This is a genomic window from Nocardia sp. NPDC050630, from assembly GCF_044457245.1.
Lineage (GTDB): Bacteria > Actinomycetota > Actinomycetes > Mycobacteriales > Mycobacteriaceae > Nocardia.
The window spans coordinates 652823-679033 of record NZ_JBITGN010000001.1; the positions used below are offsets into that span (position 1 = coordinate 652823).

General features: G+C 65.6%; 27 protein-coding genes. 24 read left to right on the forward strand and 3 right to left on the reverse strand.

From position 1 onward, the window contains the following. Nucleotides 1-14: 14 nt before the first annotated feature. From ACIBG0_RS02890 to ACIBG0_RS02905, 4 genes are all read left to right on the forward strand, one after another. Nucleotides 15-1718: an ABC transporter substrate-binding protein gene (locus tag ACIBG0_RS02890; RefSeq protein WP_397028627.1), complete on the forward strand. Its 1704-nt coding sequence runs from the start codon at nucleotides 15-17 to the stop codon at nucleotides 1716-1718. A 37-nt stretch (nucleotides 1719-1755) separates the two neighbouring features. Beyond that, nucleotides 1756-2328: an adenine phosphoribosyltransferase gene (locus ACIBG0_RS02895; RefSeq protein WP_397028629.1), complete on the forward strand. Its 573-nt coding sequence runs from the start codon at nucleotides 1756-1758 to the stop codon at nucleotides 2326-2328. Nucleotides 2329-2379: 51 nt separating this feature from the next. Further along, entirely contained in the window at nucleotides 2380-2985 is a 606-nt protein-coding gene (locus ACIBG0_RS02900; RefSeq protein ID WP_397028631.1) for a DUF4291 domain-containing protein, read from the forward strand. A 260-nt stretch (nucleotides 2986-3245) separates the two neighbouring features. Next, entirely contained in the window at nucleotides 3246-4826 is a 1581-nt protein-coding gene (locus ACIBG0_RS02905) for an ABC-F family ATP-binding cassette domain-containing protein (protein ID WP_397028632.1), read from the forward strand. On the opposite strand, the gene ACIBG0_RS02910 is transcribed toward ACIBG0_RS02905, so the two are convergent. Then, nucleotides 4797-5240: a nuclear transport factor 2 family protein gene (locus ACIBG0_RS02910; protein WP_397028634.1), complete on the reverse strand. Its 444-nt coding sequence runs from the start codon at nucleotides 5238-5240 to the stop codon at nucleotides 4797-4799. The genes ACIBG0_RS02905 and ACIBG0_RS02910 overlap by 30 nt on opposite strands. A gap of 69 nt (nucleotides 5241-5309) precedes the next feature. Here ACIBG0_RS02910 and ACIBG0_RS02915 point away from each other — a divergent pair, with 69 nt between their 5' ends. Both ACIBG0_RS02915 and ACIBG0_RS02920 read left to right on the forward strand, forming a co-directional pair. After that, on the forward strand, nucleotides 5310-5810 hold the full coding sequence (locus ACIBG0_RS02915) for a winged helix-turn-helix transcriptional regulator (RefSeq protein WP_397028636.1): 501 nt from the start codon (nucleotides 5310-5312) through the stop codon (nucleotides 5808-5810). Between the two features lie 67 nt (nucleotides 5811-5877). After that, nucleotides 5878-7143: a HEAT repeat domain-containing protein gene (locus tag ACIBG0_RS02920; RefSeq protein WP_397028638.1), complete on the forward strand. Its 1266-nt coding sequence runs from the start codon at nucleotides 5878-5880 to the stop codon at nucleotides 7141-7143. Between the two features lie 5 nt (nucleotides 7144-7148). Here the strand turns inward: ACIBG0_RS02920 and ACIBG0_RS02925 are convergent, their stop codons facing one another. Next, nucleotides 7149-7502, reverse strand: a complete 354-nt coding sequence (locus ACIBG0_RS02925) for an MmcQ/YjbR family DNA-binding protein (protein WP_397028640.1) — start codon at nucleotides 7500-7502, stop codon at nucleotides 7149-7151. 65 nt (nucleotides 7503-7567) lie between these two features. Between ACIBG0_RS02925 and ACIBG0_RS02930 the strand changes: the two genes are divergently transcribed. The 6 genes from ACIBG0_RS02930 to ACIBG0_RS02955 all read left to right on the forward strand — a co-directional run bounded on the left by ACIBG0_RS02930 (nucleotide 7568) and on the right by ACIBG0_RS02955 (nucleotide 12811). Further along, on the forward strand, nucleotides 7568-8836 hold the full coding sequence (locus ACIBG0_RS02930; protein ID WP_397028642.1) for a hypothetical protein: 1269 nt from the start codon (nucleotides 7568-7570) through the stop codon (nucleotides 8834-8836). A 73-nt stretch (nucleotides 8837-8909) separates the two neighbouring features. Next, a complete protein-coding gene (locus tag ACIBG0_RS02935; protein WP_397028644.1) occupies nucleotides 8910-9275 on the forward strand; it encodes a DUF4345 domain-containing protein in 366 nt (121 codons plus the stop codon). A 276-nt stretch (nucleotides 9276-9551) separates the two neighbouring features. Beyond that, nucleotides 9552-10502, forward strand: a complete 951-nt coding sequence (locus ACIBG0_RS02940; protein ID WP_397028646.1) for a hypothetical protein — start codon at nucleotides 9552-9554, stop codon at nucleotides 10500-10502. A gap of 31 nt (nucleotides 10503-10533) precedes the next feature. Continuing rightward, nucleotides 10534-10689 (forward strand): hypothetical protein, encoded by a 156-nt coding sequence (locus tag ACIBG0_RS02945; RefSeq protein WP_397028648.1) that lies wholly within the window; start codon nucleotides 10534-10536, stop codon nucleotides 10687-10689. A gap of 25 nt (nucleotides 10690-10714) precedes the next feature. Further along, a complete protein-coding gene (locus ACIBG0_RS02950; protein ID WP_397028650.1) occupies nucleotides 10715-11968 on the forward strand; it encodes an adenylosuccinate synthetase in 1254 nt (417 codons plus the stop codon). Between the two features lie 216 nt (nucleotides 11969-12184). Further along, nucleotides 12185-12811 (forward strand): NUDIX hydrolase, encoded by a 627-nt coding sequence (locus ACIBG0_RS02955; protein WP_397028651.1) that lies wholly within the window; start codon nucleotides 12185-12187, stop codon nucleotides 12809-12811. 2 nt (nucleotides 12812-12813) lie between these two features. Here ACIBG0_RS02955 and ACIBG0_RS02960 read toward each other — a convergent pair whose 3' ends face one another. Then, nucleotides 12814-13569, reverse strand: coding sequence for a metallophosphoesterase (locus ACIBG0_RS02960; protein ID WP_397028653.1), 756 nt, complete (start codon nucleotides 13567-13569; stop codon nucleotides 12814-12816). Nucleotides 13570-13748: 179 nt separating this feature from the next. On the opposite strand from ACIBG0_RS02960, the gene ACIBG0_RS02965 reads away from it, so the two are divergent. The 12 genes from ACIBG0_RS02965 to ACIBG0_RS03020 all read left to right on the forward strand — a co-directional run bounded on the left by ACIBG0_RS02965 (nucleotide 13749) and on the right by ACIBG0_RS03020 (nucleotide 26209). Next, entirely contained in the window at nucleotides 13749-14720 is a 972-nt protein-coding gene (locus ACIBG0_RS02965) for an alkaline phosphatase family protein (protein ID WP_397028655.1), read from the forward strand. Nucleotides 14721-14914: 194 nt separating this feature from the next. Further along, nucleotides 14915-17320 (forward strand): RelA/SpoT family protein, encoded by a 2406-nt coding sequence (locus ACIBG0_RS02970; protein ID WP_397028657.1) that lies wholly within the window; start codon nucleotides 14915-14917, stop codon nucleotides 17318-17320. A gap of 323 nt (nucleotides 17321-17643) precedes the next feature. Continuing rightward, nucleotides 17644-19272 (forward strand): cutinase family protein, encoded by a 1629-nt coding sequence (locus ACIBG0_RS02975; protein WP_397028659.1) that lies wholly within the window; start codon nucleotides 17644-17646, stop codon nucleotides 19270-19272. A gap of 50 nt (nucleotides 19273-19322) precedes the next feature. Then, nucleotides 19323-20261 (forward strand): hypothetical protein, encoded by a 939-nt coding sequence (locus ACIBG0_RS02980; RefSeq protein WP_397028661.1) that lies wholly within the window; start codon nucleotides 19323-19325, stop codon nucleotides 20259-20261. Nucleotides 20262-20280: 19 nt separating this feature from the next. Next, on the forward strand, nucleotides 20281-21156 hold the full coding sequence (locus ACIBG0_RS02985; RefSeq protein ID WP_397028662.1) for a MinD/ParA family protein: 876 nt from the start codon (nucleotides 20281-20283) through the stop codon (nucleotides 21154-21156). Next, nucleotides 21153-21794, forward strand: a complete 642-nt coding sequence (locus ACIBG0_RS02990; RefSeq protein WP_397028664.1) for a hypothetical protein — start codon at nucleotides 21153-21155, stop codon at nucleotides 21792-21794. The genes ACIBG0_RS02985 and ACIBG0_RS02990 overlap by 4 nt, the downstream gene beginning before the upstream one ends. Before the next feature lie 25 nt (nucleotides 21795-21819). After that, a complete protein-coding gene (locus ACIBG0_RS02995) occupies nucleotides 21820-22116 on the forward strand; it encodes a hypothetical protein (RefSeq protein ID WP_040692318.1) in 297 nt (98 codons plus the stop codon). 8 nt (nucleotides 22117-22124) lie between these two features. Then, entirely contained in the window at nucleotides 22125-22400 is a 276-nt protein-coding gene (locus ACIBG0_RS03000) for a hypothetical protein (RefSeq protein WP_245567243.1), read from the forward strand. Between the two features lie 23 nt (nucleotides 22401-22423). Then, nucleotides 22424-23074: a hypothetical protein gene (locus ACIBG0_RS03005; protein ID WP_397028666.1), complete on the forward strand. Its 651-nt coding sequence runs from the start codon at nucleotides 22424-22426 to the stop codon at nucleotides 23072-23074. Then, nucleotides 23071-23886 (forward strand): hypothetical protein, encoded by an 816-nt coding sequence (locus ACIBG0_RS03010; RefSeq protein ID WP_397028668.1) that lies wholly within the window; start codon nucleotides 23071-23073, stop codon nucleotides 23884-23886. The genes ACIBG0_RS03005 and ACIBG0_RS03010 overlap by 4 nt, the downstream gene beginning before the upstream one ends. Beyond that, the gene (locus tag ACIBG0_RS03015) at nucleotides 23880-24731 is read left to right on the forward strand and encodes a hypothetical protein (RefSeq protein ID WP_397028670.1); all 852 of its coding nucleotides are present in this window, start codon (nucleotides 23880-23882) and stop codon (nucleotides 24729-24731) included. The genes ACIBG0_RS03010 and ACIBG0_RS03015 overlap by 7 nt, the downstream gene beginning before the upstream one ends. Further along, nucleotides 24725-26209: a hypothetical protein gene (locus ACIBG0_RS03020; protein ID WP_397028671.1), complete on the forward strand. Its 1485-nt coding sequence runs from the start codon at nucleotides 24725-24727 to the stop codon at nucleotides 26207-26209. Before ACIBG0_RS03015 ends, ACIBG0_RS03020 begins: the two co-directional genes overlap by 7 nt. Nucleotides 26210-26211 lie beyond the last annotated feature (2 nt).

The window sequence follows — 26211 nt, forward strand, 5'->3', positions numbered from 1 at the left end:
AGGGGTTTGCATATATGAAGCAGTCGCTAGCGGTACGTCTGATCGGAGCGGTGGCTGCGGGCACCGTGGCCGCCACGGTGATGGCCGGATGCTCCAGCCAGAACCAGGTACCCTCCATCGGCTATGCCGTCGACTCGGTGATCGCCACTTACAACGGCGGTAACACGCTCGGTGCGAGCAGCGGTTCTGCCGCGGTCTTCGCGCGGGTGCTGACCGGGTTCTTCTATACCGGACCGGATGGTCAGCAGGTCGCCGACACCGATGTCGGCACCGCGAAAGAGGTGCCGGGCGAGGCGCAGACGGTGCAATACCGGCTCAATGCGGACGGGGTGTACTCCGACGGGGTGCCGACATCATGTGACGATCTGGTGCTCGCCTGGGCCGCGCGCAGTGGTCGCTACACCAAACCCGGTGACCGCGGCCAGGTTCCGCTCTTCGATGCCGCGAGCACCGCGGGATATGCCGATATCGAGCGGGTGGACTGTCAGCCGGGATCCAAAGACGCCACCGTCGTGTTCCGCGCGGACCATCACTATCTGCCGTGGCGCAATCTGTTCACCGCGGGGGAGTTGATGCCCGCGCATGTGGCGGCTCGGGTGGCGAATGTTCAGAATGTCGTGACGGCCGTACAGTCCGGTGATCAGGCATCTCTGCAGCGGATCGCCGACTTCTGGAATAACGGGTGGACCATCGGAACAGACAAGATGGATCTTTCGCGGTTCCCGTCGTCGGGACCGTATCGGATCGATTCCTACTCCGCCGAGGACGGTCTGGTGCTGGTCGCCAACGAGCGCTGGTGGGGCAATAAGCCCGAGACCGGGCGAATCGTGGTGTATCCGAAGACCGCCGATCTGAAAGCGAAGGTCGGTGACAATGCGGTCGGAGTCGTCGATATCGGCGCCGGATCGGTGAAAGATATCAATCTCGGCGGATTCTCGGTGCGGACCGTGCCGGGGCGCGGTGCCGAGCAATTGGTGCTGGGTACTTCGGGAGTCTTCGCCTCGGCCGACGCGCGGCGCGGCTTCGCATTCTGCGTGCCGCGCCAGGACCTGTTCGACAAGCTCGGCAAGGCCAAGGACGCACCGAAGAGCGGACTCGGCACCGCGGTGTTGAACTCTCGTATCACACAGCAGGATTCGCTGTACTACCCGAACGTCATCGGCGCGGCCGACAAGTACCGCGGCGGTGATGCGACGGCGGCGGCCGCGGCCAGTTCGGCCAAGCCGACCATTCGGATCGGATATGTGAAACCGGACGACCGCCGCACGCAGACCGTGCAGATGATCGCGGATGCATGCAAACCGGCGGGTATCAACGTAGTGGATGCCGGATCCGTCGATTTCACGCCGTCCCAGCTCACCGAGGGCAAAGTCGACGCCGTCCTCGGCAGCACCGCATCGGCCCCGGGTCCGGCCGGATCCGAGACCGGAGTGGCCGCTACCAGTGCGTTGCGCACAGGTAGCGGGCTCAATTTCGGTCGCTACGGTAACGGCCGCTACGATTCGATCACCGACCAGCTTGCGGGCGACGACAACTCGACCGCAACGCTGAATCTGCGCACCGAGGCCGAGAACCTGCTGTGGGCGGAGATGCCGAGCATTCCGTTGTTCGTCACACCCCGCACCATCGCGTTCGGCGACGGTCTGCGCAACGGCATAGCCGGTCCCACCCAGGCGGGTACCGGTTGGAACATGGACCGCTGGGTGTTGAAGCGGTGACAGGTGTTGGTGGGTGAGGAACCATGGAGAGGTGTCGATGAGCAAGCATGCGGCGGTGGAATCGGACGACGTTCTAGCCGAGCGGACAGGTAAGGCGGCCGAACTGGTCGAACGCCTGACCCGCTGGCGCGACGATTTCCCCTCTCCCGGCATCCGCTTCGCCGATCTCACGCCGGTATTTGCCGATCCGGAGGGTTTCCGGGCCGTCATCGACTGCCTTGCGGCGTGCGCGCCCGATGCCGATCTGGTCGCGGGCGTCGACGCTCGCGGATTCATCATCGCGGCCGGCGTTGCCGCGACGCTGGGAACCGGTGTCATGGCGGTGCGCAAGGCCGGAAAGTTGCCGCCGCCGGTCGTCTCACGTGAGTACAGTCTCGAGTACGGCACCGCATCGCTCGAGATTCCGGCCGACGGGGTCGACCTCGAGGGTCGGCGCATTCTGCTGCTCGACGATGTGCTGGCCACTGGCGGTACCTTGGCCGCCGCCGCGGATCTGTTCCAGGCCACCGGGGCCGAAATCGTAGCCGCCGCAGTAGTTCTGGAATTGGGCTTCCTGAACGGACGAGATCGCCAAGGCGATTACCCGCTGACCTCGGTGGTGCGAGTCTAGGTCGCACGTCTGCGGTTTGCCCGTTCGAAATCGTCCTGCCAGGATCACCGAGTGGTTGATTCCGTGCCGATGCGCCAGATTCGGGCTACGTATGACGACTCGACAGTAGTTGTCTATCAAGCGTATTCGCCGCACATCGCCGACCCGGCCCTCGCTGCGGGGACTTTCGTGCCACCGTTCAAGCGGGAGCGAATGACGTGGATCAAACCGTCGTTCCTGTGGATGATGTATCGCTGCGGATGGGACCGCAAGCCCGGGCAGGAGCGCGTACTCGCGATCACCATGACGCGCACCGGATTCGAGTCGGCGCTGGCGCGTGCCTGCCTGAGTCACTATGTGCCGGAACTGTATTCGGATCGCCGTGAGTGGGCCCATCGGTTGCGGACGAGTCCGGTGCGGATCCAATGGGATCCCGAACGCGATCTGCATCACCGACCGCGGAGTTACCGATCGCTACAAGTCGGCCTGAGCGGTGAGGCGGTCGACGCGTATGTGGACACCTGGATCACCGGGATTCGAGATGTGACCGATCAGGCGCGGCGAATCCACGACTTGGTGACCGCCGGACAACTATCCGCAGCTGCCGCCGCCCTTCCGGTCGAGCGGCCGTATCCGCTCGCCGGTGAGACCGCGCGCCCCATCGGTGCGATCGGTTAGCGCCGACGCAGATGCTGGTTGGGCGTGGTGGTCAGGGATTACGAACCGTGCAGTCGAGGTGGCGGCCGATGAGTCGAGCCGCCGCGGTGGTGCCGACGTAGTGTGTGATCGCAATATCAGTGGCGCGACAGCAGGGGATGTGTTTAACCTAGAAGGGTCTTATCCCCGTTGATCGGAGTCATGTCGTTGCTCTCATGAGGTAGCCACTCGGGCGGCCCGCATCCTGTGCGCCGCATTCCCGCGCGACCTCTGGGGACCACATGACCAATCTGTCTATTTCCGATCTCACTTTCTCCTGGGCCGATGGCACTCCTGTCTTCGACGGTCTGGACGCAGTGCTCGGACCGGGCCATCTCGGCCTGGTCGGTGGCAACGGTGCGGGCAAGTCCACCCTGCTGCGGCTGATCGCGGGTGAGCTGACACCCGCGCGTGGTTCGATCACGGTCACTGGGCGGCTGGGTTATCTGCGCCAAGATCTCGGCCTCGGCGACGGTCAGCGTGTCGACGCGGTGCTGGGCATCGCCGAAACGCGAAAGGCACTGCACCGCATCGAATCCGGCATCGGCGAGGAGGCCGATTTCGATATCGTCGGCGCGCAGTGGGATGTCGAGGAGAGCGCTATCGCGCTGCTCGGTCGCCTGGGTCTGCACTACCTCGCCGACTCCACCGAACAGCTGGACCGCCGCTTGGAAACCCTCTCCGGTGGTGAGACAGTGCTGCTCGGCTTGGTCGCCGAGCTGCTGCGTGATCCGGACGTGCTGCTGCTCGACGAGCCGACCAATAACCTGGATCACCTTGCTCGCCAACGCCTCTACGAGGTCCTCACTCAGTTCTCCGGCACCGTCCTCACGGTCAGCCACGACCGCGAACTGCTGGAACGAATGTCCACCATCGCCGAACTGCGGCAGGGGGAATTGCGTTTGTTCGGCGGCAATTTCAGCGAATACGAGCAGATCATCGAAGCACAGCAGCAGCTGGCACGGGCCGCGATCCGGGACGCGCGCAGCGACGTTCGCAAACAGGCGCGCGAACTGGTCGAAACCCGGATCAAACTCGATCGCCGAGCGCGCTACGGGCAGAAGATGTTCGAGAACAAACGCGAGCCGAAGATCGTCATGGGCGCACGCAAGCGGGCGGCGCAGGTATCGGCGGGCAAGCTACGCAATAACCACATCGAAAAGTTGGACACCGCGAAGGAACAGCTGCAGCAGGCCGAGGATCTGTTGCGTGACGACCGACAGATCCGGATCGACCTACCGGGCACCCGGCTCTACCCGGGCCAGGACGTCATCGATCTCGAGGAGGTCGAACTGGCCTGTGGTCCGACCGTGACATTGCGGATTTCCGGTCCGGAGCGAATCGCGCTGACCGGCCGCAACGGCGCGGGCAAAACCACGCTGCTGAACCGCGTCGCCGCCGAACCGCCGCAGGTGCCGTGGCGCATGCTGCCGCAGCGCCTCGACATCTTCGACGAGCGGCGCACGGTCTTCGACAATGTTGCGGCGGCCGCACCCCACGCCGCCGCGGAACAGATCCGAGCCCAACTGGCCCGCTTCCTGTTCCGCGGCAGTGATGCCGATGTCGCGGCGGCAGCCCTGTCCGGCGGGGAACGCCTGCGCGCCGCCCTGGCCATGCTTCTGCTCGCCGATCCGGCACCGAAGCTCCTCCTGCTGGACGAGCCAACCAATAATCTCGACCTGCCCAGCCTCGACCACCTCACCCAGGCGCTGGCCAACTACGAGGGTGCACTGATCGTCGTCAGCCACGATCCCCGTTTCCTCGACGATATCCGGGTGACCAGACGTCTCGAACTAACCGGCAACGGGCTTGTCGAAACGTGATAGCGCGCGCCGCATGACGCTCGGATGACGAAGTAGGCGCGGTCCCAGCTTCACCGCCAGCAGGGTCAGTGGGAGCCAGGGCCGCAGGTGCGGTTCGAGTCGGCGGATGCGGCCGTCGGCGGCCAATTCGAGGATCATGGCCTCGGTCATCCGGAATGGTCCTACGGCGGCTTCGGCGAGTAGAACTCGGCGGGCGCCGTCGCCGATGTGCTCGGTCCAGCGCAGTCGGCCGAGGCTGCCGTAGGCAGCGGTCAGCAGGATGCGCAAGTCGTCGTGGCCTCGGAATACCAATCTGCCCGAGACCGGCGATGTCAGCTCGGCATCGGGGGCCAGGGTCGTCATCAGTGCATCGAAATCGCTGGCTTCTGTTGCCTCGCGAAACCGCGTCACGGTATCCGACATCGTCTCGATCACCCCTTCACAGTTTGCTCGCTCGCAACGTATCGGAGTCACTTGCGAAAAGCAATGGACTACGATGGGTGGGTGCCCAAAGCTGCCATGTCCGATATTGTGTGCTCGATCGCGCGAACCCTGGACGTGGTCGGGGAGCGGTGGACGCCCTTGATCCTGCGCGATCTGTTCGTCGGGGTGAACCGGTTCGAGGACCTGCGCCGCGATCTGGGCATTGCCACCAATGTCCTGACCGCGCGTCTGGACGTGTTGCGGCAATACGGGATCGTCGAGGCCAGGATCTACCAGACCAATCCGGTGCGCCACGAATATGTGCTCACCGAGCAGGGGCGCGATCTGTATCCGGTGCTCACAATGCTCATCTCATGGGGCGATAAATGGCTCGCCGGGCCCGCGGGGCCGCCCGCAGTTGTCGTGCATCGCGATTGCGGACACCCGACATCCGGTGTGGTGGTCTGCCGCGAATGCGGCGCGCCGCTGACCGCCGACAATGTGTACTGGCGGCACGGGCCCGGCGCCCGTCGCGGACCGGGAACCATGCTGATCGGTGATCATCTGGAACCGGCACTGTAGATCCGTCGGTAACGCAAGTGTTTCGCTCGAGTTGATCGACGTGCTCAGCTGCAGCATGATCAATCCGATGGATCCGGTGTTGCGGGCGATAGCCGATATCGATTGGGTCGAGCTGGAACATGCTTACGGCCCGGCGGTGGATGCTCCGACGCACCTGCGGGCCCTGATCGACGGTGATGCCGAGGCCTGTGTCGACGCGGTCGGCTATCTCGACGCCGCGCTATTGCATCAGGGCAGTGTGTACTCCGCGACCGCGCCGTTCGTCGCGATCGTGGCCGAACTGCTGGCGCGTCCGCACACCGAGATGAAGGTCGAAGACATACTGCCGTGGGATCCGGGGCCGCGACCGTTGCGCGTCGCGCTACTGGACTACCTCGAGGTCTTCGCGCAGGGGTGTTGTTCGGGAATCTCCGATGAGCAGCTGTATGCCGAGGCATATCCACCCGGGCGCACCGAGGAGGATCTGCAGCGCGTCAAAGCGAATCGGCGCGCCGGGTTACTGGAATTGGGGCCGGATCCGGCGAATGCCCTTTTGGTCGAACATGTTCCGACGCCACCGGGTTTGTTGGCGGCCATCGATGATCACGTATTCCGTGCGGCGATGCGGGCCAGAGACGAGATCGCCTGTCGCGCAGTTATTCCCGCCGTGATCGAGGCGGTCGAGCCGCTGGTCGAGGATTCGGACGTGATGGTGCGCATGGCCGCGCTGCGGGCGCTGATCGAACTCACCGCGCATCCGGCCTATGCCGAGAAGCGGGTCGCGCTGCTGCGGCAGCTGGACGAGATCGCGCCGACCATCTCGGACCCGACCGAACGCGCCACCGCCGCACGTATTTCCGGCATCAACGGCGGCCGTCCTGAGCAACTGCTCGCCGATGCCCATCCCGGTGTGCGCACCTGCGCCGCTCTCGCACCCGCGTTCGCCGGCGAGCAGCGCGCCACCGACGAACTACTTGCCGCGCTGGAGCATCCGGAGGTCATCGACCGGTGGTTCGATCGTCATCTGCCCGGACAGGACGGGTGGTTGCGCCACGACGTCATTCGCGAGCTCGTCAGTCGGGTCGGTGATTTCGAGACGCTGCTGCCCGCCGCGATCGAAGCGGCCTGGGCCGCGAATCCCAGCACCGTGCACTCCGACTGTATTTCCTTCCTGCACAGAGCCTTTCCGGATCCGATCGGTATCGATTCGCAGCTGTCCGCCGCCCAGCTGTCGTTCCTAGCGGTGCTGGTGGAGATCGATGATCTATGGCAGCTCGGTCAACTCGAACACTGGCTCGATAACGCGGGTCTGCCCGGCGGGCGGGACAGTTGCCGTCGGCTCGTCGAGCAGTAGTTCAGTCAATCCAGCTGGGCCGCAAGCCGTTTCGGTGCGACCTTCCGGTATGCGTCATGAATGATCTCGGTGATCTCCGCCCAATCGGGATCGACTTCGAGCCGCACGCCGATCCATCCGCGATGCCCGACATACGGTGGTACGAAAAACCGTTCGGGTTCGGCATCGACGAGTTCGGCCTGCACGCCCTCCGGGGCCGGACACCAGATCGTGGCACCAGGTTCGCGGTGATGATCCTCCATATACATGGTGAACGCCGTTTTCGACCGCACGAAGAAATTCGGGCAGCCGTGACTGAGCCGCTCGCTGCTCTCGGGCAGTGCCAGGCAGATCGCCCGGATCCGCGTCAACGGGTCCACGTCCGCAGTGTAGGTGTAGGGTCCTGACTTTCGCCGCCGGAACGCGGACACAAGGATGTGTATCCATGGGAATCGAGTTGCACGCGGCGGGGGTATGCCGCGCGCCCGCCGCGGACTTCCTCGATCAGGTGGGGGAGTGGTTGCGGACCGGCCCCGCCGGTGCGCGGGTCGACTGGACCGCCACGTCCGCGCCACTGCGGAAATCGGTGGAGGTATCCGGAGATCGCCTGCTTGCCGTGCTGCATCCGGCGGCCGAACCGGTCGATCTGCGTGCGGCGCACGGGCAAGTGGTGGTGAGTGCGGGTTGTGCGTCGGCCGGGCCGGGCTATCACCGGCACGTCGCGGCGGTGCTGCACGAAATGGGTCGGCGATTCGACATCGTGTGGGACGAGGGGACCGAGGATCCGCTCGGATTGGGCGATGACCGCGCCGAGGTCGAACGCGACTATCTGGTGTGGATCCGCGGCCTCGCGGAGACGGTGCTGACCGAGGTTCCTACGGAGGGCGCCTGGGTTTCGATCGGATTGTCACTCGGTAGTGACCGTTTCGACTACGACGGGCTGGCCGCGAGCTGGCTTGGACCGCGCGATCGCGACTGGTTCCAGGCGGTCCGCGATGGCGACGAGGCGGCAGCGCGAGCATTCTTCCCATGGTGGGAGGACGGCTGGACCGCGCCGACGATTCGCAATACCGCGATCGGCATCATGTGGAACGACGTGCGGTGGCGCGCGCCATCGGACGCCGATGACACCCCAGCGCTGCACCAGGCCGACGCTTTGCTTGCCGAGGCGCATCGGCTCGATGCCGAGCTGGAGCTGCCGTGGGCGGCCTGGCACGAATTACGGCTGCTGCTCGCGGATTCGGCCACTGCGGCCGGGGCGCCCGCCGATCTGCCTGCGCGCGCCGCCGCGACGGACCAGATGCCGGTGGGCTACCGCCGCCGCCCGGTGCACACCACACCGGTCTCCGGGTGGAGCTTGCGGATTCCTGGCGATTTCACCTATGGCTGGGACGGCGATCGATGGTGGGCATGGGACGGCATCCGCCAGATCGAGATCACCATCCTACGCGTCGGCGACCCGAAAACCGGGCCACCACCGGCCGCGATGCTGCAATACGGTGCCAACGCGACCGCGGGTCATCGCGGCGAACCGGTGACCGGCGGACCCGGTGACGGATGGTGGCTGCCCTCCGAGGACGGTGCGGAGGTCGGCGTGCAGGGCATCGCCAGCCGCCGCAATGGTGAGTTGCTGCTGGTGACGATCAGTGTGCCCGGAACGCAACTGGATTGGGCGATCGAGGCCTGGCGCTCGCTGCAGTACAACGGGGACTGACCGCACGTTTGTGGAAGCGGATGCGCGCCCGGGCGGAGCATGCTGGCCTTCCGACTCGAACAGGAGATTTCCCTTGGCCATTGCTGTCGATACCGTTGTCGGTGTGTTCTTCCTCGCGATGGGTGGCTATGCCCTCGCTGCCCCCGAGGCGCTGATCCGTCCCTTCGGCATTCGCCTCGAGCAACCCGAGGCGCGCTACGAGATTCGTGCCGTCTACGGCGGATTCGGTCTGGCGATGGCGGCGATGCTGGCGGTGGCGGCAACCCACGACGGAGCCCTGCGCACCGGAATCATGATCACCATTGGTATCGCACTCGGCGGAATGGCATTCGGCCGCATCGTATCCGCGGTGCTCGATGAGCGAATCACCTTCTACCCCAACTGGTTCTACTGCGTTGTCGAAACAGTCGCAGCGGCGGCTCTGGTGTCGGCCTCCTGAGCTGGCGGCGTCACCGAATCGGCCGCTCCGGTCACGTTGCATCGTCCTCGGGTGCCTGGGCGAGCGGAAGCAGGATCCGGTTCACCAGCCAAGAACTGGCGACCGGGCTGGTCGGGTTCGAGAAGTAGCCCGGTCGGGCACTGGCGCGCAAGCGCGAGTGGCGCGACGCCCGAGCGGATCCCGCTAGTTCGATGATCTTGTCTCGACCAGCGGACTCTTGACGACTTAGTTTTAGTCTCATACACTAAAACTAAGTTCACGAGAGGAAGTGATGACATGGGATACGGACGCTGGGACGACACCGCCTACCGCGCGGCCAAGACCTTCCGTGCCAGTCGAGGTCTGGAAGACTTCGGATACACCGCCGAGATGCAGGGGCAACCGTATGTGGATTGGCGAGCGCATCCCGCGCTCGAACCGCTCGGCGTCACCGTGCGCGAGTGTCGGGATTCGGCCGAGCACGGCAACTCGCTACCGATCGCGGTGCTGTTCGACGTCACCGGATCGATGGGGCGGGTGCCGCGGATCATGCAGGACAAGCTCGGCAAGTTACACGGGCTGCTGCAGCGCAAGGGCTACGCGCAGGATCCGCAGATCATGTTCGGCGCCATCGGCGATGCCGACTCCGATCGCGTACCACTGCAGGTGGGGCAGTTCGAATCCGACAACCGGATGGACGAGCAGTTGCGCAATATCCTGCTGGAGGGTGGCGGCGGTGGGCAGAAGTCGGAAAGCTATGAATTGGCGGCGTATTTCATGGCCACCCATGTCGCGACCGACGCATGGGAGCAGCGCGGTAAGCGCGGCTACCTGTTCATCATCGGTGACGAGCTGAACAAGGCGAAACTGGCGGGACGGCACATCCGCGCCGTCATCGGCGATCACGTGCGCACCGATATCGAGGTCGCTTCGATCTATCGGGAACTGGCCAAGCGCTGGCATGTGTACTACGTCTTGCCGAACCAGTCGAGCTACTTCGACGATCCCGAGATCGCCGAGCACTGGCGGGGATTGCTCGGCCAGAACTTCATGAAACTCGACGATCCCGCCGCGGTCTGTGAGCTCATCGCGCTCACCATCGGACTGGAGGAAGATCGCATCGACGTGCACGCAGGACTCGCGGATCTGCGTGATGTGGGGTCGATGGCCGAGGCCGATTCGGTCGGAAAGGCGCTTGGCGTCAAAGCGGGACCGAGCATTCGCGCCCTGTCACGGGGGCGCAGCTGAATCCGGCAAGTGTTGGAGTGCTGCGGCTCCGATGCGGAGTCCGTCTCTGGACCGCTACCGCGCGGGCACGCTGCTGATCTGCAGCGTTGAGGACGGTGACCGACGCCGCAGTGGCACGCGGATGGCGGTGCGCAAGGCCGAACCGGGCTGCGTAGCCACACGGGCGGACTGTCTGGCTCTCGGATGAATCATTGGAAAGGTAAGGGCGAAAAGTGATTCAGTCGCACATCATCGTGCTCGATCTCGGATTCGGGGATGCGGGCAAGGGAGCGACCGTCGATTGGCTGTGCTCGCCGGAGGCAGGGCTGGACGTATCGGCGGTCGTGCGATTCAACGGCGGTGCGCAGGCGGCGCACAATGTGGTCGCAGACGGTCGCCATCACACCTTCGCGCAGTTCGGGTCCGGAACTTTTTCCGGGGTGCCCACGCTGCTTTCGCGGCACATGCTGGTCGAGCCGATCGCGCTGGCCGGTGAATCGCGGCAGTTGGCCGCACTCGGTGTGCCGGATCCGCTGTCGCTGTTGCGGATCGACGGTCGCGCATTGCTCACGACGCCGATCCATATCGCTGCCAACCGTGCCCGTGAGGACACGCGGGGTTCCTCGCGACACGGTTCCTGCGGCCGTGGGATCGGCGAAACCGCCAGTCACGCACTGGAATACGACGCGCCGACCGTCTCGGATTGCCTGCACCCCGACATCCTGTACGCCAAGCTGCAGGCAATGGCGGCACACTACGGACCGCTGATCGCGCCCAGCGCCCACCGCTACGAAGCGATCCGCGATCTGGTCGATATGTACCGTGAATTCGCCGCCGCCGTTCGCATAGTCGACGGCGCCGAACTCACCCGCTTCGCGCAACGCGGCCGCCTGATTTTCGAAGGGGCACAAGGTGTTCTCCTCGACGAATGGCGCGGCTTCCATCCACACACCACCTGGTCCACCGTCGAACCGCGCAATGCCCGTGCCCTACTCGCCGAAATCGACGCCACCACTTTCACACTCGGCGTCACGCGCACCTACATGACCCGCCATGGCGCCGGTCCCTTCCCGACCGAAGACCCCACTATGATCATCCCCGAACCCCACAACACCACCGGCCCCTATCAGGGCCACTTCCGTCGAGGTCACCTCGACCCCGTCCTGCTCCGCTACGCCATCGAGGTCTCCGGCGGCATCGACGGGCTCGCCCTCACCCACCTCGACGCATTCGGAACCGGCTACGCCGCAACGGGATACGCGACCGCGCGCGGGGCGATCGACCGCCTCGAACCAGGCCGCTGGCAAGACCTCGACCACCAGCGCGACCTCACTGCCCTACTGACCACGGCCGACCCGATCCTGACAGCAGTGCCAGCCGACCCGGTGCCGTGGCTGGAGCGTGAACTCGGCACCCCGGTTGTCCTGACCGGCAACGGCCCGGACCGTCGCGACCGAATCCGGACCCGAGTTGTCGCGGCCGCCTAGCACTATGGAGCTGGCTCGGCCGACGCGGCAACGGGTGACCGGCGCGCATTCTCGCGCTCACGCCGCGGCAAGGCGCTCGGCGACTGGCGTGCGCTCTCGCGTCCGCGCCGAGTCATGGCGCATCGAGTGGCACTCGCTTGCGGGAAACTTCGATACGGCGGCTCGATAGTGTGCCACTCGCTGCGAGCTGGCCGAAGTGCGGCAGGATGGGGTCGCGTGGAGCAATCCGTGGTTTCGGTTGATGTGGTGGCATTGCGGTTCTGGGCTGACGATACCGAGGTGAGTGTGGGTATCGCACCACGAGAGATGGAGCCGTTCACCGGGCATCTGGCATTGCCGGGCGTGCTGCTCGGGCGAGGGGAGCGGTTGGTCGCGGCAGCGCGGCGGGCGGTGCATACCAAGCTGGGCGTGCCGGAGGCGGCGATCGGGGCGGTCGGTCAGTTGGTGACCTTCGACGAACCGAATCGCGACCCGCGCGGGCCGACGCTGTCCATTGCCATGTGGGCGGTTGTCGGGACGCATGAGGGCCCCGCGCACTGGGTTTCGTTCGATGCGGTACCCGAATTGGCCTTCGATCACAACCGCATCGTCGATGCCGCACGCGGCCTGCTGGCCCGTCTGCTCTGGAAGGATATGGCTTTCACCAGAGCGCTGACCGGCGACGAATTCCCGGCGACCCGCGCGGTGGAACTCAGCTCCTCCATCCTGGGCGCCCGCCCCGACCCGGCGAACCTGAACCGCACCCTGGCCGCGATCCCCGGACTGGCACGCACCACCGAACGCCGCCGCGTCAAAGCCACCGGGCGCCCCGCCGCCGTCTGGGCCTTCACCCCAGACGCATAGTGCTACACCTCATAAACCGCATACGTGCGTCGGAGTACCGGATAGGACACATTCCGCACCGGCACCCCGCCCGCGGTGCGTCCGAATTCCGTGCCCCCGTGCGCATGTCCGTGAATTGCCAGTGCCGCGCCGCCCGCGTCCACGGCCGCACCCAGGTCGTGACAGCCGAGCCCCGGGTAGATCTTCGGCGGCTCACCCACCAGTGTGTCGATGATCGGCGCGAAATGCATCAGGGCGATGCGTGTTTCGCACTCCAGCGATTCCAGCGCCTGACGCAGCCGAAGTGCGTCCAATGGCCCGCGTCGCATCCTGGCCCGGTGCTCGGCACTGCCTTCATCGGGCGTGCCCGGGTAGTCGGGAAACCCACCGCTACCACCCATCACACCGGCGATTCCGAGCTGTCGCCCGCGCAGCTCGAGGGTGATCGCATCGCCATCGAGCACATGCGCACCGAGTGCGGTGAGCATTGCCGCGATGCGGTATCCGAGTCGCCGGTCGTGATCGTGATTGCCGAGCACCGCGACCACCGGGATCGCGAGTCCCGCGATCTCAGCGCACAGCAGATCCGTCGCGTGCGGACTTCCGCCCTCGGTGAGATCGCCGCCCAGCAAGAGCACATCGGCATCCAGGCGCAGGAAGTCCGGGCGGAAACGTCCCGCGACGGCGTCGCGCATATGCAGATCCGCGACGGCGGCGATCCGGACAGGTGCGGCAGGGGACATGGCGGCCAGCCAGCCACATGCCGGAAGGCGTGTCAACCGGTTTCTCCTGTTCACCGCACCGATACATGCCGGTGAACAGTATGAATAGCTATGCGCTATCGCCAGTTCAATGGTTGTTCAGCAAGGCGACCGGTGATGGCGAGACCGATGAAGCGTCCATGAACAGTGACTCGGTGCGCTACCGAAAGACCCTGTAGTACTGGATCGTTCGGGATATGAGCGCGCGAACCGTAGCCACCATGCCCCTCGCACGCAGGCAACTGTTGTCCGGCGCCGTTGCCGCCGCGGCCGTTTCGACCGTCCTCGCCACCGGCCGCGCACAGGCCGCCACCCGAGACGACAAGGTCGTACTCATCGGACTCGACGGCACGATGTATCGCAAGATCGAGGAGGTGCGGGCGCCGAACCTGTTGCGGCTCAGCGCCGAAGGCACCCTCGGCCGCCGGTCCATCGCCCCGCATATCTCCATCTCCGGCCCCTCCTGGGCCACCGCGCTCACCGGCGTGTGGGGCACTAAACACGGCATCACCGACAATAATTTCGACGCCACCCCGTTCGCGAAATATCCAACGGTCTTCACCCGACTCGAACGTCACGATCCGACCCTCAAAACCCAGTCCATCGCCACCTGGGATCAGATCGCCACCATGACGGCCAGCGGCGATCCGCGCGCCGACGTCGTCATCTCCACCCCACTCGTGCCCGATGACGACAACGAAAGCGCCACCGACGCCGCCACCACCGACAGCGTGGTCACCGCCATCACCAAATACGCCCCGGACTTCCTGTTCACCCACCTCGACCAGGTCGACCGGGCCGGTCACCAGCACGGCGGCGCGTCCGGCGAATACCGCGCGGCCATCACGCGCATCGATGCACTCGTCGGCCGCATAGTCGCCGCCGTGGACGCGCGCACCCGCGCCAACCCCGCCGAACGCTGGACCATCCTGGTCACCACCGACCACGGCCACCGGCCCAAGGGCGGCCACGGCGGTCAAACCCCCGACGAGACAAGCAGTTTCGTTATCGCCCGCGGCCCCGATTTCCTCGCGGGCGCGACCAGTTCCAGCTTCTCCCTGGTCGACATCACCCCCACCGTGCTGGATATCTTCCACGCCCCACTCGACCCGGATTTCGACGGAAAATCGCGCATCCGCCTGCCCGTCGAACCCGTCGCCCGCCGATAGGGGCACCTCCCGCGCACTCCGCTCGTTGTCGCAGCATACGATCGCCAGCGCCGCAATTCACCCGCACAACCGGGCCATTTCCGACTCGGCAACCTCGCAACGGGCAGGTGACCTGCGCGCGGACTAAAGTTGTGGTCTGGGCGGTTGCAGCGGTCGGATACTGTGGTCCGATCGCGGCGTGGAGAGGTGGTGGCATGACTCAGCATCTGGGCGAGGCGAATGTCGAGCAATCGGCAGGCGCTCCGCAGTCGAATGGTGCGGCCAGCCCCGCTGCGACTACGTCGAAACCCCAGGTGAGCGGCAATGCCGCAGCCGCGCGTCAGCCCGGGACCACGGCCGCGGTCCCGACCTCCGCCTCGCGGCGGGTGCGCGCCCGGCTGGCCCGGCGCATGACCGGCCAGCGCGGTATCGCGGCGGTCAAACCGGTGTTGGAGCCGCTGGCCAGCGTGCACCGCGAGCTCTATCCGAAGGCCAATCTCACGCTGTTGCAGCGCGCCTTCGACGTCGCCGACGAGCGCCACGCCCACCAGTTCCGCAAGTCCGGTGACCCCTACATCACCCACCCGCTCGCGGTCGCCAACATCCTTGCCGAACTGGGCATGGACACCACCACACTGGTCGCGGCACTGCTGCACGACACCGTGGAGGACACCGGCTACTCGCTCGAGCAGCTGACCGAGGACTTCGGCGCCGAGGTCGCGCATCTGGTCGACGGCGTCACCAAACTCGACAAGGTCAACCTGGGCGCGGCCGCCGAGGCCGAGACCATCCGCAAGATGATCATCGCCATGGCGCGCGACCCGCGCGTGCTGGTGATCAAGGTGGCCGACCGCCTGCACAACATGCGCACCATGCGCTTCCTGCCGCCGGAGAAGCAGGCCAAGAAGGCCAAGGAAACCCTCGAGGTGATCGCGCCGCTGGCACACCGCCTGGGTATGGCCACGGTCAAATGGGAGCTCGAGGACCTCGCGTTCGCAATTCTGCACCCGAAGAAGTACGACGAGATCGTGCGCCTGGTCGCCGACCGCGCGCCCTCGCGCGATACCTACCTGGCGCGGGTGCGCGCGGAGATCGTGAATACCCTTGCGGCGTCGCGGATCAACGCGATCGTCGAGGGCCGCCCCAAGCACTACTGGTCGATCTACCAGAAGATGATCGTCAAGGGTAAGGACTTCGACGACATCCACGACCTGGTCGGCATCCGCATCCTGTGCGACGAGGTGCGCGACTGCTATGCGGCCGTCGGTGTCGTGCATTCGCTGTGGCAGCCGATGGCGGGCCGGTTCAAGGACTACATCGCCCAGCCGCGCTACGGCGTCTACCAGTCGTTACACACCACGGTCGTCGGCCCCGACGGTAAGCCGCTGGAAGTGCAGATCCGCACCCAGGACATGCACCGCACCGCCGAATTCGGTATCGCCGCACACTGGCGCTACAAGGAGACGCGCGGCAAGCATTCCAACGACTCCACCGAAGTCGACGATATGGCGTGGATGCGACAGCTGCTCGACTGGCAGCGAGAGGCCGCCGATCCGGCCGAATTCCTGGAGTCGCTGCGCTTCGACCTGAAGTCGCCGGAGATCTTCGTGTTCACCCCGAAGGGTGATGTGATCACATTGCCGCAGAAGTCGACTCCGGTCGATTTCGCGTACGCCGTGCACACCGAGGTCGGGCACCGCTGCATCGGTGCGCGAGTCAACGGCCGCCTGGTCGCCCTGGAACGTCAGCTCGAAAACGGCGAGGTCGTCGAGGTATTCACCTCGAAGGCGCAGAACGCGGGGCCCAGCCGCGACTGGCAGAACTTCGTGGTCTCCCCGCGCGCCAAGGCGAAGATCCGGCAGTGGTTCGCCAAGGAACGCCGTGAGGAGGCCCTGGAAAGCGGTAAGGAGCAGATCTCCAAGGAGGTCCGCCGCGTCGGGCTGCCGCTGCAGCGGTTGATGAGCGTGGACGCGATGACCGCCGTCGCGCACGAACTGCACTACACCGACATCTCCACCCTCTACACCGCGGTCGGCGAGCATCAGGTGTCCGCGCATCACGTCGTGCAGCGGTTGATGGCGCAACTCGGCGGCATCGGTGATGTCGAGAACGAACTCGCCGAGCGCTCCACCCCGTCGACGACGCCGAGCCGGCAGCGCGTGACCGGGGACGCGGGGGTGCTGATCCCCGGTGCCTCGGGCACGGTGGCCAAGCTCGCCAAGTGCTGTACGCCGGTCCCCGGTGACGAGATCATGGGCTTCGTGACACGTGGCGGCGCGGTGAGCGTGCACCGCACCGACTGCACCAATGCCGGTTCACTGCGCGAACAGGCCGAGCGCATCATCGACGTGGAGTGGGCGCCCTCGCCGTCCTCGGTTTTCCTGGTCGCGATCCAGATCGAAGCCCTGGACCGCACCCGGCTGCTCTCGGATGTGACCAAGGTGCTCGCCGACGAGAAGGTGAACATCCTGTCCGCCTCGGTCGCCACGCACGGTGACCGGGTCGCGATCAGCAAGTTCACCTTCGAGATGGGCGATCCGAAACATCTCGGCCACTTGCTGAATGTGGTGCGCAATGTGGAGGGCGTCTACGACGTCTACCGGGTGACCTCGGCCACCTGAAACACCCGTCAATCTCGCTGGACATAGCTGGCGTACCCGCATGGAAAGTTGCGGCTGTCTGCCCTCGCGTAGGGATCGCCGGAATGCGAAGTCCAGGTTGATGTTTCGAAGCATCGAAGGGTCGCCCACAGATTGCGGGAGATTTTCGTCGTCGGAAACATGTTGGACAATCCAGGATGGCACGCCGTGAACTGCCATGCGCCATTCGGCGGTTCCCGCAAACTTTTCGCCGAAGCCGCAGCAAGAGTCGGAATCTGTTACGGTCTATTGGGTTTCATGGCGTTGAGGTTATGTGCGGCAACACGAATTGATTGCGGATCGCTATGATGAGGTACACGGCGCGGATCTCGGGAATGCTGATCGCATTCGCCGTTGCTGTCGCGACCGCAGGGACCGCCGTAGCCGAACCCTCCGATTCCGCGGGACCGACGACGAACCTCGCCATTGGTACGTGTCCGGCACTGTACGCCTTGGGAATTCAGGGCACAGGCGAATCGTCACCGGATGCCGCGCCGACCACCGATACCGGCATGCTCTCCACGGTCTTCATGCCGATGCTGGCCGAGGCCGATCCCGGTCTGGTCGACCGCGCCTATGTCCCATACGAATCCGGCTTCGGCGGCGCGACCGCCGGTGGCACGGTGTCCTATGCGGAGTCGGTGATCGGCGGGCTGCTCCGGCTGCGCTCGATGGCCCAGGATGTCACGGCCCGCTGCACCCAGACCCGGTTGGCGATCGTCGGCTATTCGCAAGGCGCGCATGTGGCTTCGATGTTCGCCCAGGAGGTCGGTCAGGGCCACGGCGTGATCCCGCCCGAGAAGGTCGCCGCCGTCGCCCTGTTCGCCGATCCGACCCGCAATCCCGGTGCGCCGCTATTTCCCGGCTCGCCGGGCAAGGCGACACCCGATCCCGCGCCTGGCACGGCGGGGAACCGGATCGCATCCATCGCGGCACTGCCGCAGGAGCCCGCGAGCGGCGGCGGTATCGGGCCGGAACGCGATAAGGCCCCCAATTTCGCCGCGCTCACCGGGCGTGTCGCGAGCTTCTGTGCCGCAGGCGATCTCGCGTGCGATGCGCCGGAGGGCGCGCCGATCCTGAAGGCAGTCGCGTCTATTGCGGGACAGTCCAAGTTGAGTGGCGGCGATCCGATCGCGTCATTGGTTTCGATTTCCCAGGCGCTGGCGTACACGTCGATCAAGACCGCCGCCAAAGTCGTCAACGAGGACGTCCAGGGCAACTCCCTCGCGAATTTGTCGATTTCACCGCAGAAGTCGATTTCGCAGCGCCTGGCCGATGCTGCCGATCCGCGCGCGCCGTTGAATATTCCCGCAGCACTTCAGGCACTGTTCAAAGTCGGCACGATCGGACTGAATGCGGTATCCGCTGTGGTCAAGTCGGTCATCAATGCGGCCAATATCAGCCAACTGGCGACCGCGGGGCTAACCGATCCGATCTCCGGAATCCTGTTGTTCGGCACGAAATTGCTGGGCGCGATTCCACAGTTGGTGCCGCCGACAACCGGTGCCCGATTGGTTACCCAGGCCTTCGACGCGGTTGTCCAGAACATCACCGATAACAGCGAACTGCTCAATGTGACAACCTGGGTACGGTATTGGGATACCGTGCAACGCCACGGCGCCTATAGCACCGCGGCGGTCACCGCGACCGGTGATGCGCCCACCCGATTCGTCGCGGACTGGTTCGCCGCGGCGGCGCATGATCTGGCCGACAAATTCGGCAGCCGCGCCGTGCCTATCGGTGGCAGCACAAAATCGACCACCGGATTCTTCGGAGAAAGTTCCGGCGCGTCGACTACGCCGAATTCGTCCGGTACGGGACAATTTCCGTTCGGGACAGGAGCCGATGGCGCCTCATCCGGCGGCGCGACGTCGACTCCGCCCACCGTAGTACCCGGCACCGTAAACAACACCTACCCGTTCTCCACGAACTGATCGCAGAGAGGGTCCGATATGCATGTGCCTTGCTCTGCGGGAATGGGGGAATGTTGAAGTCGTACAAACAGCTGTCGCGCTGGTACGGCGCGCTGGAGCCGGAGACGGGGGTGGCTGCCGCGCACCCCGACGAGCCGGGATTGCGCGAACCCGGTGACGAGGACGGTGCGCCCCGGTTTCCGCACTACATCCGTGAAGAGGATCCCGACGAGGTGCGCGCGCGCAACGAAGTGCCTGCCGATCTGGCCTCCAATCGCAGCGAATTCACCGGTGGGTGGTCGGACTGGGTGGCCGGGCGGGCCCCCGGCCCCGACGACGACTACATCGGTCCGCGCGATGGCGAACTTGTACAGTTCCCGTGGCCGGAGGACGACCATGACAACGACGATGCTCCGCGCGGAGAGTCGACGCGCGTGACGCGCGCACTGCGCCAGGAGGCGCGCGATCATCCGGCCGCACGCCGTGCCCGGGTGCTCGTGGTACTCGTCGTTGCGGTGCTGCTGTTGGCCGCGGCCGCCGGCGGCGCGTTGTACCTCCTGCATTCGTCCGGTGATCGCGGCGCCGCCCCGGTCGTGCCCTCGATGCAATTCACCGCGGGCAGTGTCCAATCCCGTGGTATCGCCGACTGTCCGACCGAACGCGGTGACCGCATCGTGCGCAGTGCCGAACCCGGCGGCACCGAATCGGGACCGGACGCGATCCTGGCGTTCCAATACGCCTACTACGTGGAACGCTCCGGCGAGCGGGTCCGGGCGGTGGTGGCATCGGATTCGAATATCTCCTCGGCCGCGGTGATCCAGCACGGCATCGACACTATTCCGCTGGGCACCACGCACTGTGTGCGGATCCAGACGATCACCGATGACCGGTATTCGGTCGAGGTCACCGAGTACCGACCCGGCGGCGCGCCCGCCACGTACAACAAGCAGACCGTCACCACGGTGGTGGTCGACGGTCGCACGCTCATCTCGAGCGTCGCGGCCGGATGATTAGGGAGAGCTGATAGCGATGGGAGACGACTGGAGCCGCTGGCTCGACGAGGCGCCCGATGAGGGTGATTCGTCGGACCGGCCCGCGCCTTCGAAGGCTCCGGTGGTGCGTCTGCGGCGTAAGGGCGGAGACAGTGAATCCGCCGAACCGAAGCAGCGTTCGATTCTGGTGGTCGGCGGCTGTGGTGGTGCGGGAACCACCACCACGGCATTGGGCTTGGCCGGTGAACTCGGCACGACGGGCACCTCGACGGTGGCGGTGGACGCCACGGCGGCGGGCAGCGATCTGGCGCTGCGTGGGGCGGATGAGCACCTGCATCCGATCAGCCTGCAATCGTGGTTGTACGGGCGCGGCAATGACGAACCGGCGCCGTTGAAGGAGTGTCTGTCGCAGGCGAGCTCGGGCATCGGCCTGCTGTGGCGCGACGCCGCGCCGTTGCGTCGACGTGCCACATATCTCACAGTCGCGCGCGCGATCTATGACGCTGGGTACACTGCGGTCTACGACGGTGGCAATCCGATTGCCGGACGGCAACTGCGGCCGCTGCTCGATGACGCTGATATCGCTCTGGTTCTTGCCATTCCGGCGCGTGCCGATGCCGCGAATCGACTGCGGGTGACCCTGGAATGGCTCGACGACCAGTTCGGCGATTCGGCCGAGGGGCAGGGCGGCGGCATCGTCGGCGATACCACAATCGTGGTCTCGCACCAACTTCCTGGCACCGATTCCCATGTTGCCGACCATTTGCGCGAACATCTTTCGGGCTGGGTCCGTGACATCATGGAGATTCCCTACGATCCGCATCTGGCGCGCGGGGAACTCGTTCGCCACGCATCGCTGGCTTCGCAGACGCGCCGGGCCTATGGGCGGCTGCTCGCTGGAGTGGCATCATGACGGCCGCCATGAAACTTCGTCGCCAGTCCGAAGCCGCGCAGGCCGGTGTGATCGCACCGCCGGAGTCCCGTCGCGCGCCCATTTGGGACCGTCCCGTACCCGGCGTCGGCCGGGCGCCGCTGTGGTGGCTGCTAGGTGTGCACGGCGGTGCCGGAGCCAGTAGCCTCGCGCGTGTGCTTGCGCCGGCGGCGGATTCGGGCCGCCGCTGGCCGGGCGTCTTCGACCGCGAATCGCCCTTCGTCGTCTTGGTGGCCCGCGAGACCATAGCCGGGCTTGCACGCGCACACGATCTACTGCGCCAACATCATTCGGGTTTCGCCGGTTCCAGCGAGGTCCTCGGACTGATCACCGTAGCGGCCCGCCCCGGCCGCATGCCAGCCGAAATCCGCCGCTATCGCGACGTGGTCGGCTCCCTGGCCGGTCAAGTCTGGCAGGTCCCGTGGTACGAGGAATGGACCCTCGTCGAGCCGGAGTCCCTGCCGATCTGGACCCCGGGCGACGAGATACCGCAGAAGAAGAAGAGGATCGACCCGCTCGAGGAAGTTCCGCTCGAGATCCGGGAGCTCGGGGCCGATATTGTTGCGGTCGTGCGCGAAAACCTGGACAACGGTGCATCTTTCGAGGAGGACCAGCGTTGATCACCACAACCAAGAAAGGCAGCCGATGAGCATGATTCTCCTTGCCGTGCAGGACACGTACGGCACTGTGCTCGCTCAGGTCGGTAACCCGACACCGGAGGCGCCTCCCGGCTCGGAGAAGATCCTGCAGCTGGTCCGCTACCTCACCTGGTTCGTGTTGCTCTCCGGTATCTGCGGAATCACTTACGCGGGTGGCAAATTCGCGTGGGAGAAATGGACCGGTGGTGGGCTCGAATCACCGAAAATGGTGGCGGGAGCCATGATCGGCGGCGTCGTCGCGACGAGCGCGGGCACCATCATGAACGCCGTCATCGGAACCTGATGTACGCGATGGCTACCGTGCGAATGTCGGCGGCGGAACTGCTTGCCTACAAGCAGATGCCCGCCGAAGTGCTGCAACCGCTGATGCAGCTGCTGAACTGGCTGCTCTGGTTCGTACTGCTGGTGTGCCTGGCATGGATGATCGTGTCCGCGGGCCGCCTGTGGATCGCGTTCCGCAGTGATCTGGCGATGAACGACGCCTCGCACGGTGTATTGATGAGTCTGCTCGGGGCAGCGGTGGCGAGCACTGCCTCGGGGATCGCGTTGGCGTTCCTGCCGACGTGAACGGGGATGGGGACGGCCCTGGGATGATTTCCACTGTTGTGCGGGAGCACCCCGGCGTGTGGCGGCGCGGCATCCGCAAGCCCGCCGGTGCGGTCGGTGCTGCCCTGCTGTTGGCGGCGGTAGGTTGCGGCGGCGGTGACGGCGATTCCGGCCCGAACCTTGCGGCCGCGCCGACCCACGTGCGGTGGCAGCCGTTCCAGGGTGTAGCGCTGCCGAGCGCCGACCAAGGGCCGAAGCAGGTAACCGACGGCGCTGCAACGGGTTTCGAGCATTCGCCGATCGGTGCCGCGCTTGCGGCGATCGTGCACACGGTGCGCTTGTCGGTGGCCGCCGACAGTCAATGGGCCGAGATCGTGCGCCGAGAGGTGGTGCCGAACAAAGCCAGAGATGAGTGGGCGGTCAACCGGGTGCAGCTGGCGATCGCCGGCCCGGCCGCGCCCGAATACGCGCCGAGAGTGCTCGGGTACAAGATCATCGGCTACACCGACGCGGCCTCCGCCGTCGATGTCTATACCGAATATTCGGACAACTCGAAGGCGGTGAACCACACCACTGTCGAATGGTCGGGCAACGACTGGAGATTACGACTGCCGGACCCCGACTCGCCCGCCCGGCCCATCGAGGCCGTCGACGAATTACCTACGGACATAGTGAAATTGGAGGCGCCGAAGTGAGTGAGAAGGAGTCGTACGCGCGCGATCGCGTCTCCTTCGGTGCCATCGCGTCCGCTGCCGTATTGGTGCTGATCGTGGTCGTCGGCATCTTCGTATACGTGAGCCGCGACGACTCGGGTTCGGGTAGCGACAAGACCGCCGCCGCGGCCAATTCCGGCGGTGAGGGCTTCGCGACCCCCGAGGTGGATATTCTCGGCAGGCGCGTCGATATTCCGAACAACCCTGCCGGACAACCACTTCCACAGGATCCGACCCGACAGCGCAGGCCGTCGGACGCGGACTGGCTGACCGCGGCGCCCGAGGGCACTACGGCACCGCACGGTTGGCAGCGGGTCTACGGCGCCTCGGTCCCGTTCTCCACCTCCGACGGACCGACGCGCATCGAAGATGGTCTGGCAGTTGGCTATTCGCACACCCCGCAGGGCGCGGTGCTCGCGGCGGCTCAGATCACCTACCGCCTCAACGCCCGCCCCGCCGACCGCGACCTCTACGTCCGCCAGGTTCGCGTCTCGGCCCAGCAGATCGCCGCCTACGACAAGGCCCTGTCCCAGGACAAACTCCCCCAACAGCAGCCGGAGAAGGTGACCAAGTACTTCGTCGCTTCGGATGCGTTCAAGGTGGAGAATTACGCGGATGATCTGGCGATCATCCAGCTGGCCACCCGCGGCCAAGTGGTCGACGGCAAGCAGCTGTGGGCGGCCTTGCGATTGGTGATGATCTGGGACGCGGGGGACTGGCGGCTGAAACCGGCGACCTCCAATAGCCCGCAGACCGAATACATCGAGTCGTTGAACGGGTGGACCAAATGGTGACCACGGGGCCCGGATCCGGTCCGGCAGGCAAACGCTCGCCGCTCGTGCTGCTGGGCGTCGGCGCGGTGCTTGCGGTGGTAGTCGCGGTCGCGGTGACGGCGGTCGCGATGCGAGACAATGCCGCCGGGGGTGACCTTGTATCGAAGACCGGCACGGGTTCGGGCAGTGCGTCGGCCGCCGCCGCGGGTGGCACCGGATTCAGCGGCTCCGATGTGGATTCGTTCGGGCATCGTTTCGATATTCCGAACAACCCTGCCGGACAACCGCTTTCTGATTCCGTTACGCCGCGTCAGCCCGGCGATGGCGACTGGCTGTCCGGCGCTCCGGGCGGCACGGGTCAGCAGGGTGGTTGGCAGCGCGTGTACAGCGGCCCGGTGATCCCGTTCTCGACCACCGACGGCCCGACCCGCGTCGACAACGACATTCCGATCGGATTCACTCGGACCCCACAGGGCGCCGCGCTCGCGGCCGAGCAGATCTACTGGCGCACTGTGGCACGTCCGACGGATCGGGTCCTGTGGCAGGAGCTGGTGATCCTGTCCGACCAGGAGCAGGCCGATCGCGACCGAAAGATCGCCGACGGCAAGATTCCCGATGAACTACCCGACAACATCAAACCGTTGTTGTTCGCCTCCGACGCATTCCGAATCGAAAGCTATGGTGACGATTTCGCTGTGGTACGTATCGCCCGCAAGACCCGTGATTTCCTGCACGGCGGGCGCAGTTGGGTAGCCATGAGACTGAATGTGCTCTGGCGCGATGGTGGTTGGAAACTCAAGTCGTCGACGAGTGATGCACAGCCACTCGAGACGATCGACTCGATCGATGGGTGGACACAATGGTGAGGCGCGTTGTCACGATCCTCGCGGTCATCTTCACTGTCATGATCGCGACGCCGACGGTGGCATACGGTCAGACTTACGGATTCGACGATACGTGCAACGAATTGCACGACACGCTCGACAACGTCGGTCTGCCCGGCTTCTCGCTCGGTGACGCCGCGTCGGCCGCGTGCAAGGCGGGCAATGCCGCTTCGCACCCGGGCAGCGCCGCGAACGCGGTCAAGGACAAGGCATGGGATTCGACCTTCGGCAAGGTCGTCGATTCGCTGATGAACGGCCTCGGCGAGGCCATCATGCTGGCACTGACCTTTTGGATGAAGGTCCCCAACGAGGTGGCCAGCGATTCGGGGTCGTTGTTCGTCAAGATCAACGACTACACCTATCAAGCGCAGATATTGCTGCTCATAGCCTCGGTGATACTGTCCGGCGCCAGATTGGCCGAGGCCAGACGTGGCGCCGTCATGAACGAGGCGGCCGAATCGTTCCGCATGTTCACCCGGGTGGTTTTCAGCTCCTGGATGCTCGGCGCGGTCATCGTCGCGGGCACTCAGGCCTCGGATCGCTTCTCCGAGTGGATCATCAACGACTCGACCAATGGCAATGCCAAGGATCTGGCCGAGCTGATGGTGAAAACCAGTAAGCTGCAGGCATTCTCGCCAGGTCTGGTGTTGATCATCGCGATCGTCGGACTGCTCGGTGCGCTGGCACAGATTGTGCTCGCCATCGTGCGGCAGGGGCTGCTGATCATCGCGGCGGGTGTGCTGCCATTGGCCGCGGCCGCGTCCGGGATGAATATCGGTAAGCAGTCGTACCAGAAGCTGATCGGCTGGATCATCGCGTTCATGCTCTGGAAGCCGGTGGCCGCCATCGTCTACATGATCGCGTTCACCACCGCGGGGCATGTGGATTCGCTGACCGATACCGGCGGACTGCCCGAAGGCGAACAGGCACAACGGATGTTGGTCGCCATCGTGCTGCTGTGCAGTGTCGCGTTCGTGCTGCCCGCACTGATGCGGTTGGTCACGCCCGCGGTCGCGATCGTGGGTAGCGGTGGTTCCGGTCTCACCGCGGCAGGTGGCACAGTCGTGGGCGCCATGGCGCTCGGCGCGGTCGGCACCAAGGCAGTCTCGGTCAGGGGTGCCGCACCAGGTTCGGCGGGGTATGTCAGCGGCACATCCGCGGGACCACGCCCGCCCGGCGGTGCCGGTGGTCGCGGTGGAGGTGGCGCTCCGCGTCCGACTCCGCCCCGCGGCGGCGGTGGTGGTGGCGGCGCTGCCGCGGCGAGCGGACCACCGCGCGCCTCCGTCCCACAGGGCGGCTCGGGAGTACCGTCCGGTGCGTCGAGGGCGGTGGGTGCGATCGGCGTGGCCCGCGCGGCGACGTCCCCGCTGAACCGCGCCGATGACGCCATGGGCGATGTGGCGGGCGACCGTTGGGCGAACCGTTCGCCCGACCTCGGGAGGAGCACCATTCCGCGATGACG

What these genes read in the sequence shown, in the direction of transcription:
- ACIBG0_RS02890 (WP_397028627.1), top strand. Translation starts at nt 15, where the DNA reads ATGAAGCAGTCGCTAGCGGTACGTCTGATCGGAGCGGTGGCTGCGGGC.
- ACIBG0_RS02895 (WP_397028629.1), top strand. Translation starts at nt 1,756, where the DNA reads ATGAGCAAGCATGCGGCGGTGGAATCGGACGACGTTCTAGCCGAGCGG.
- ACIBG0_RS02905 (WP_397028632.1), top strand. Translation starts at nt 3,246, where the DNA reads ATGACCAATCTGTCTATTTCCGATCTCACTTTCTCCTGGGCCGATGGC.
- ACIBG0_RS02920 (WP_397028638.1), top strand. Translation starts at nt 5,878, where the DNA reads ATGGATCCGGTGTTGCGGGCGATAGCCGATATCGATTGGGTCGAGCTG.
- ACIBG0_RS02930 (WP_397028642.1), top strand. Translation starts at nt 7,568, where the DNA reads ATGGGAATCGAGTTGCACGCGGCGGGGGTATGCCGCGCGCCCGCCGCG.
- ACIBG0_RS02940 (WP_397028646.1), top strand. Translation starts at nt 9,552, where the DNA reads ATGGGATACGGACGCTGGGACGACACCGCCTACCGCGCGGCCAAGACC.
- ACIBG0_RS02945 (WP_397028648.1), top strand. Translation starts at nt 10,534, where the DNA reads ATGCGGAGTCCGTCTCTGGACCGCTACCGCGCGGGCACGCTGCTGATC.
- ACIBG0_RS02965 (WP_397028655.1), top strand. Translation starts at nt 13,749, where the DNA reads ATGAGCGCGCGAACCGTAGCCACCATGCCCCTCGCACGCAGGCAACTG.
- ACIBG0_RS02970 (WP_397028657.1), top strand. Translation starts at nt 14,915, where the DNA reads ATGACTCAGCATCTGGGCGAGGCGAATGTCGAGCAATCGGCAGGCGCT.
- ACIBG0_RS02975 (WP_397028659.1), top strand. Translation starts at nt 17,644, where the DNA reads ATGATGAGGTACACGGCGCGGATCTCGGGAATGCTGATCGCATTCGCC.
- ACIBG0_RS02980 (WP_397028661.1), top strand. Translation starts at nt 19,323, where the DNA reads ATGTTGAAGTCGTACAAACAGCTGTCGCGCTGGTACGGCGCGCTGGAG.
- ACIBG0_RS02985 (WP_397028662.1), top strand. Translation starts at nt 20,281, where the DNA reads ATGGGAGACGACTGGAGCCGCTGGCTCGACGAGGCGCCCGATGAGGGT.
- ACIBG0_RS02990 (WP_397028664.1), top strand. Translation starts at nt 21,153, where the DNA reads ATGACGGCCGCCATGAAACTTCGTCGCCAGTCCGAAGCCGCGCAGGCC.
- ACIBG0_RS02995 (WP_040692318.1), top strand. Translation starts at nt 21,820, where the DNA reads ATGAGCATGATTCTCCTTGCCGTGCAGGACACGTACGGCACTGTGCTC.
- ACIBG0_RS03000 (WP_245567243.1), top strand. Translation starts at nt 22,125, where the DNA reads ATGGCTACCGTGCGAATGTCGGCGGCGGAACTGCTTGCCTACAAGCAG.
- ACIBG0_RS03005 (WP_397028666.1), top strand. Translation starts at nt 22,424, where the DNA reads ATGATTTCCACTGTTGTGCGGGAGCACCCCGGCGTGTGGCGGCGCGGC.
- ACIBG0_RS03015 (WP_397028670.1), top strand. Translation starts at nt 23,880, where the DNA reads ATGGTGACCACGGGGCCCGGATCCGGTCCGGCAGGCAAACGCTCGCCG.
- ACIBG0_RS03020 (WP_397028671.1), top strand. Translation starts at nt 24,725, where the DNA reads ATGGTGAGGCGCGTTGTCACGATCCTCGCGGTCATCTTCACTGTCATG.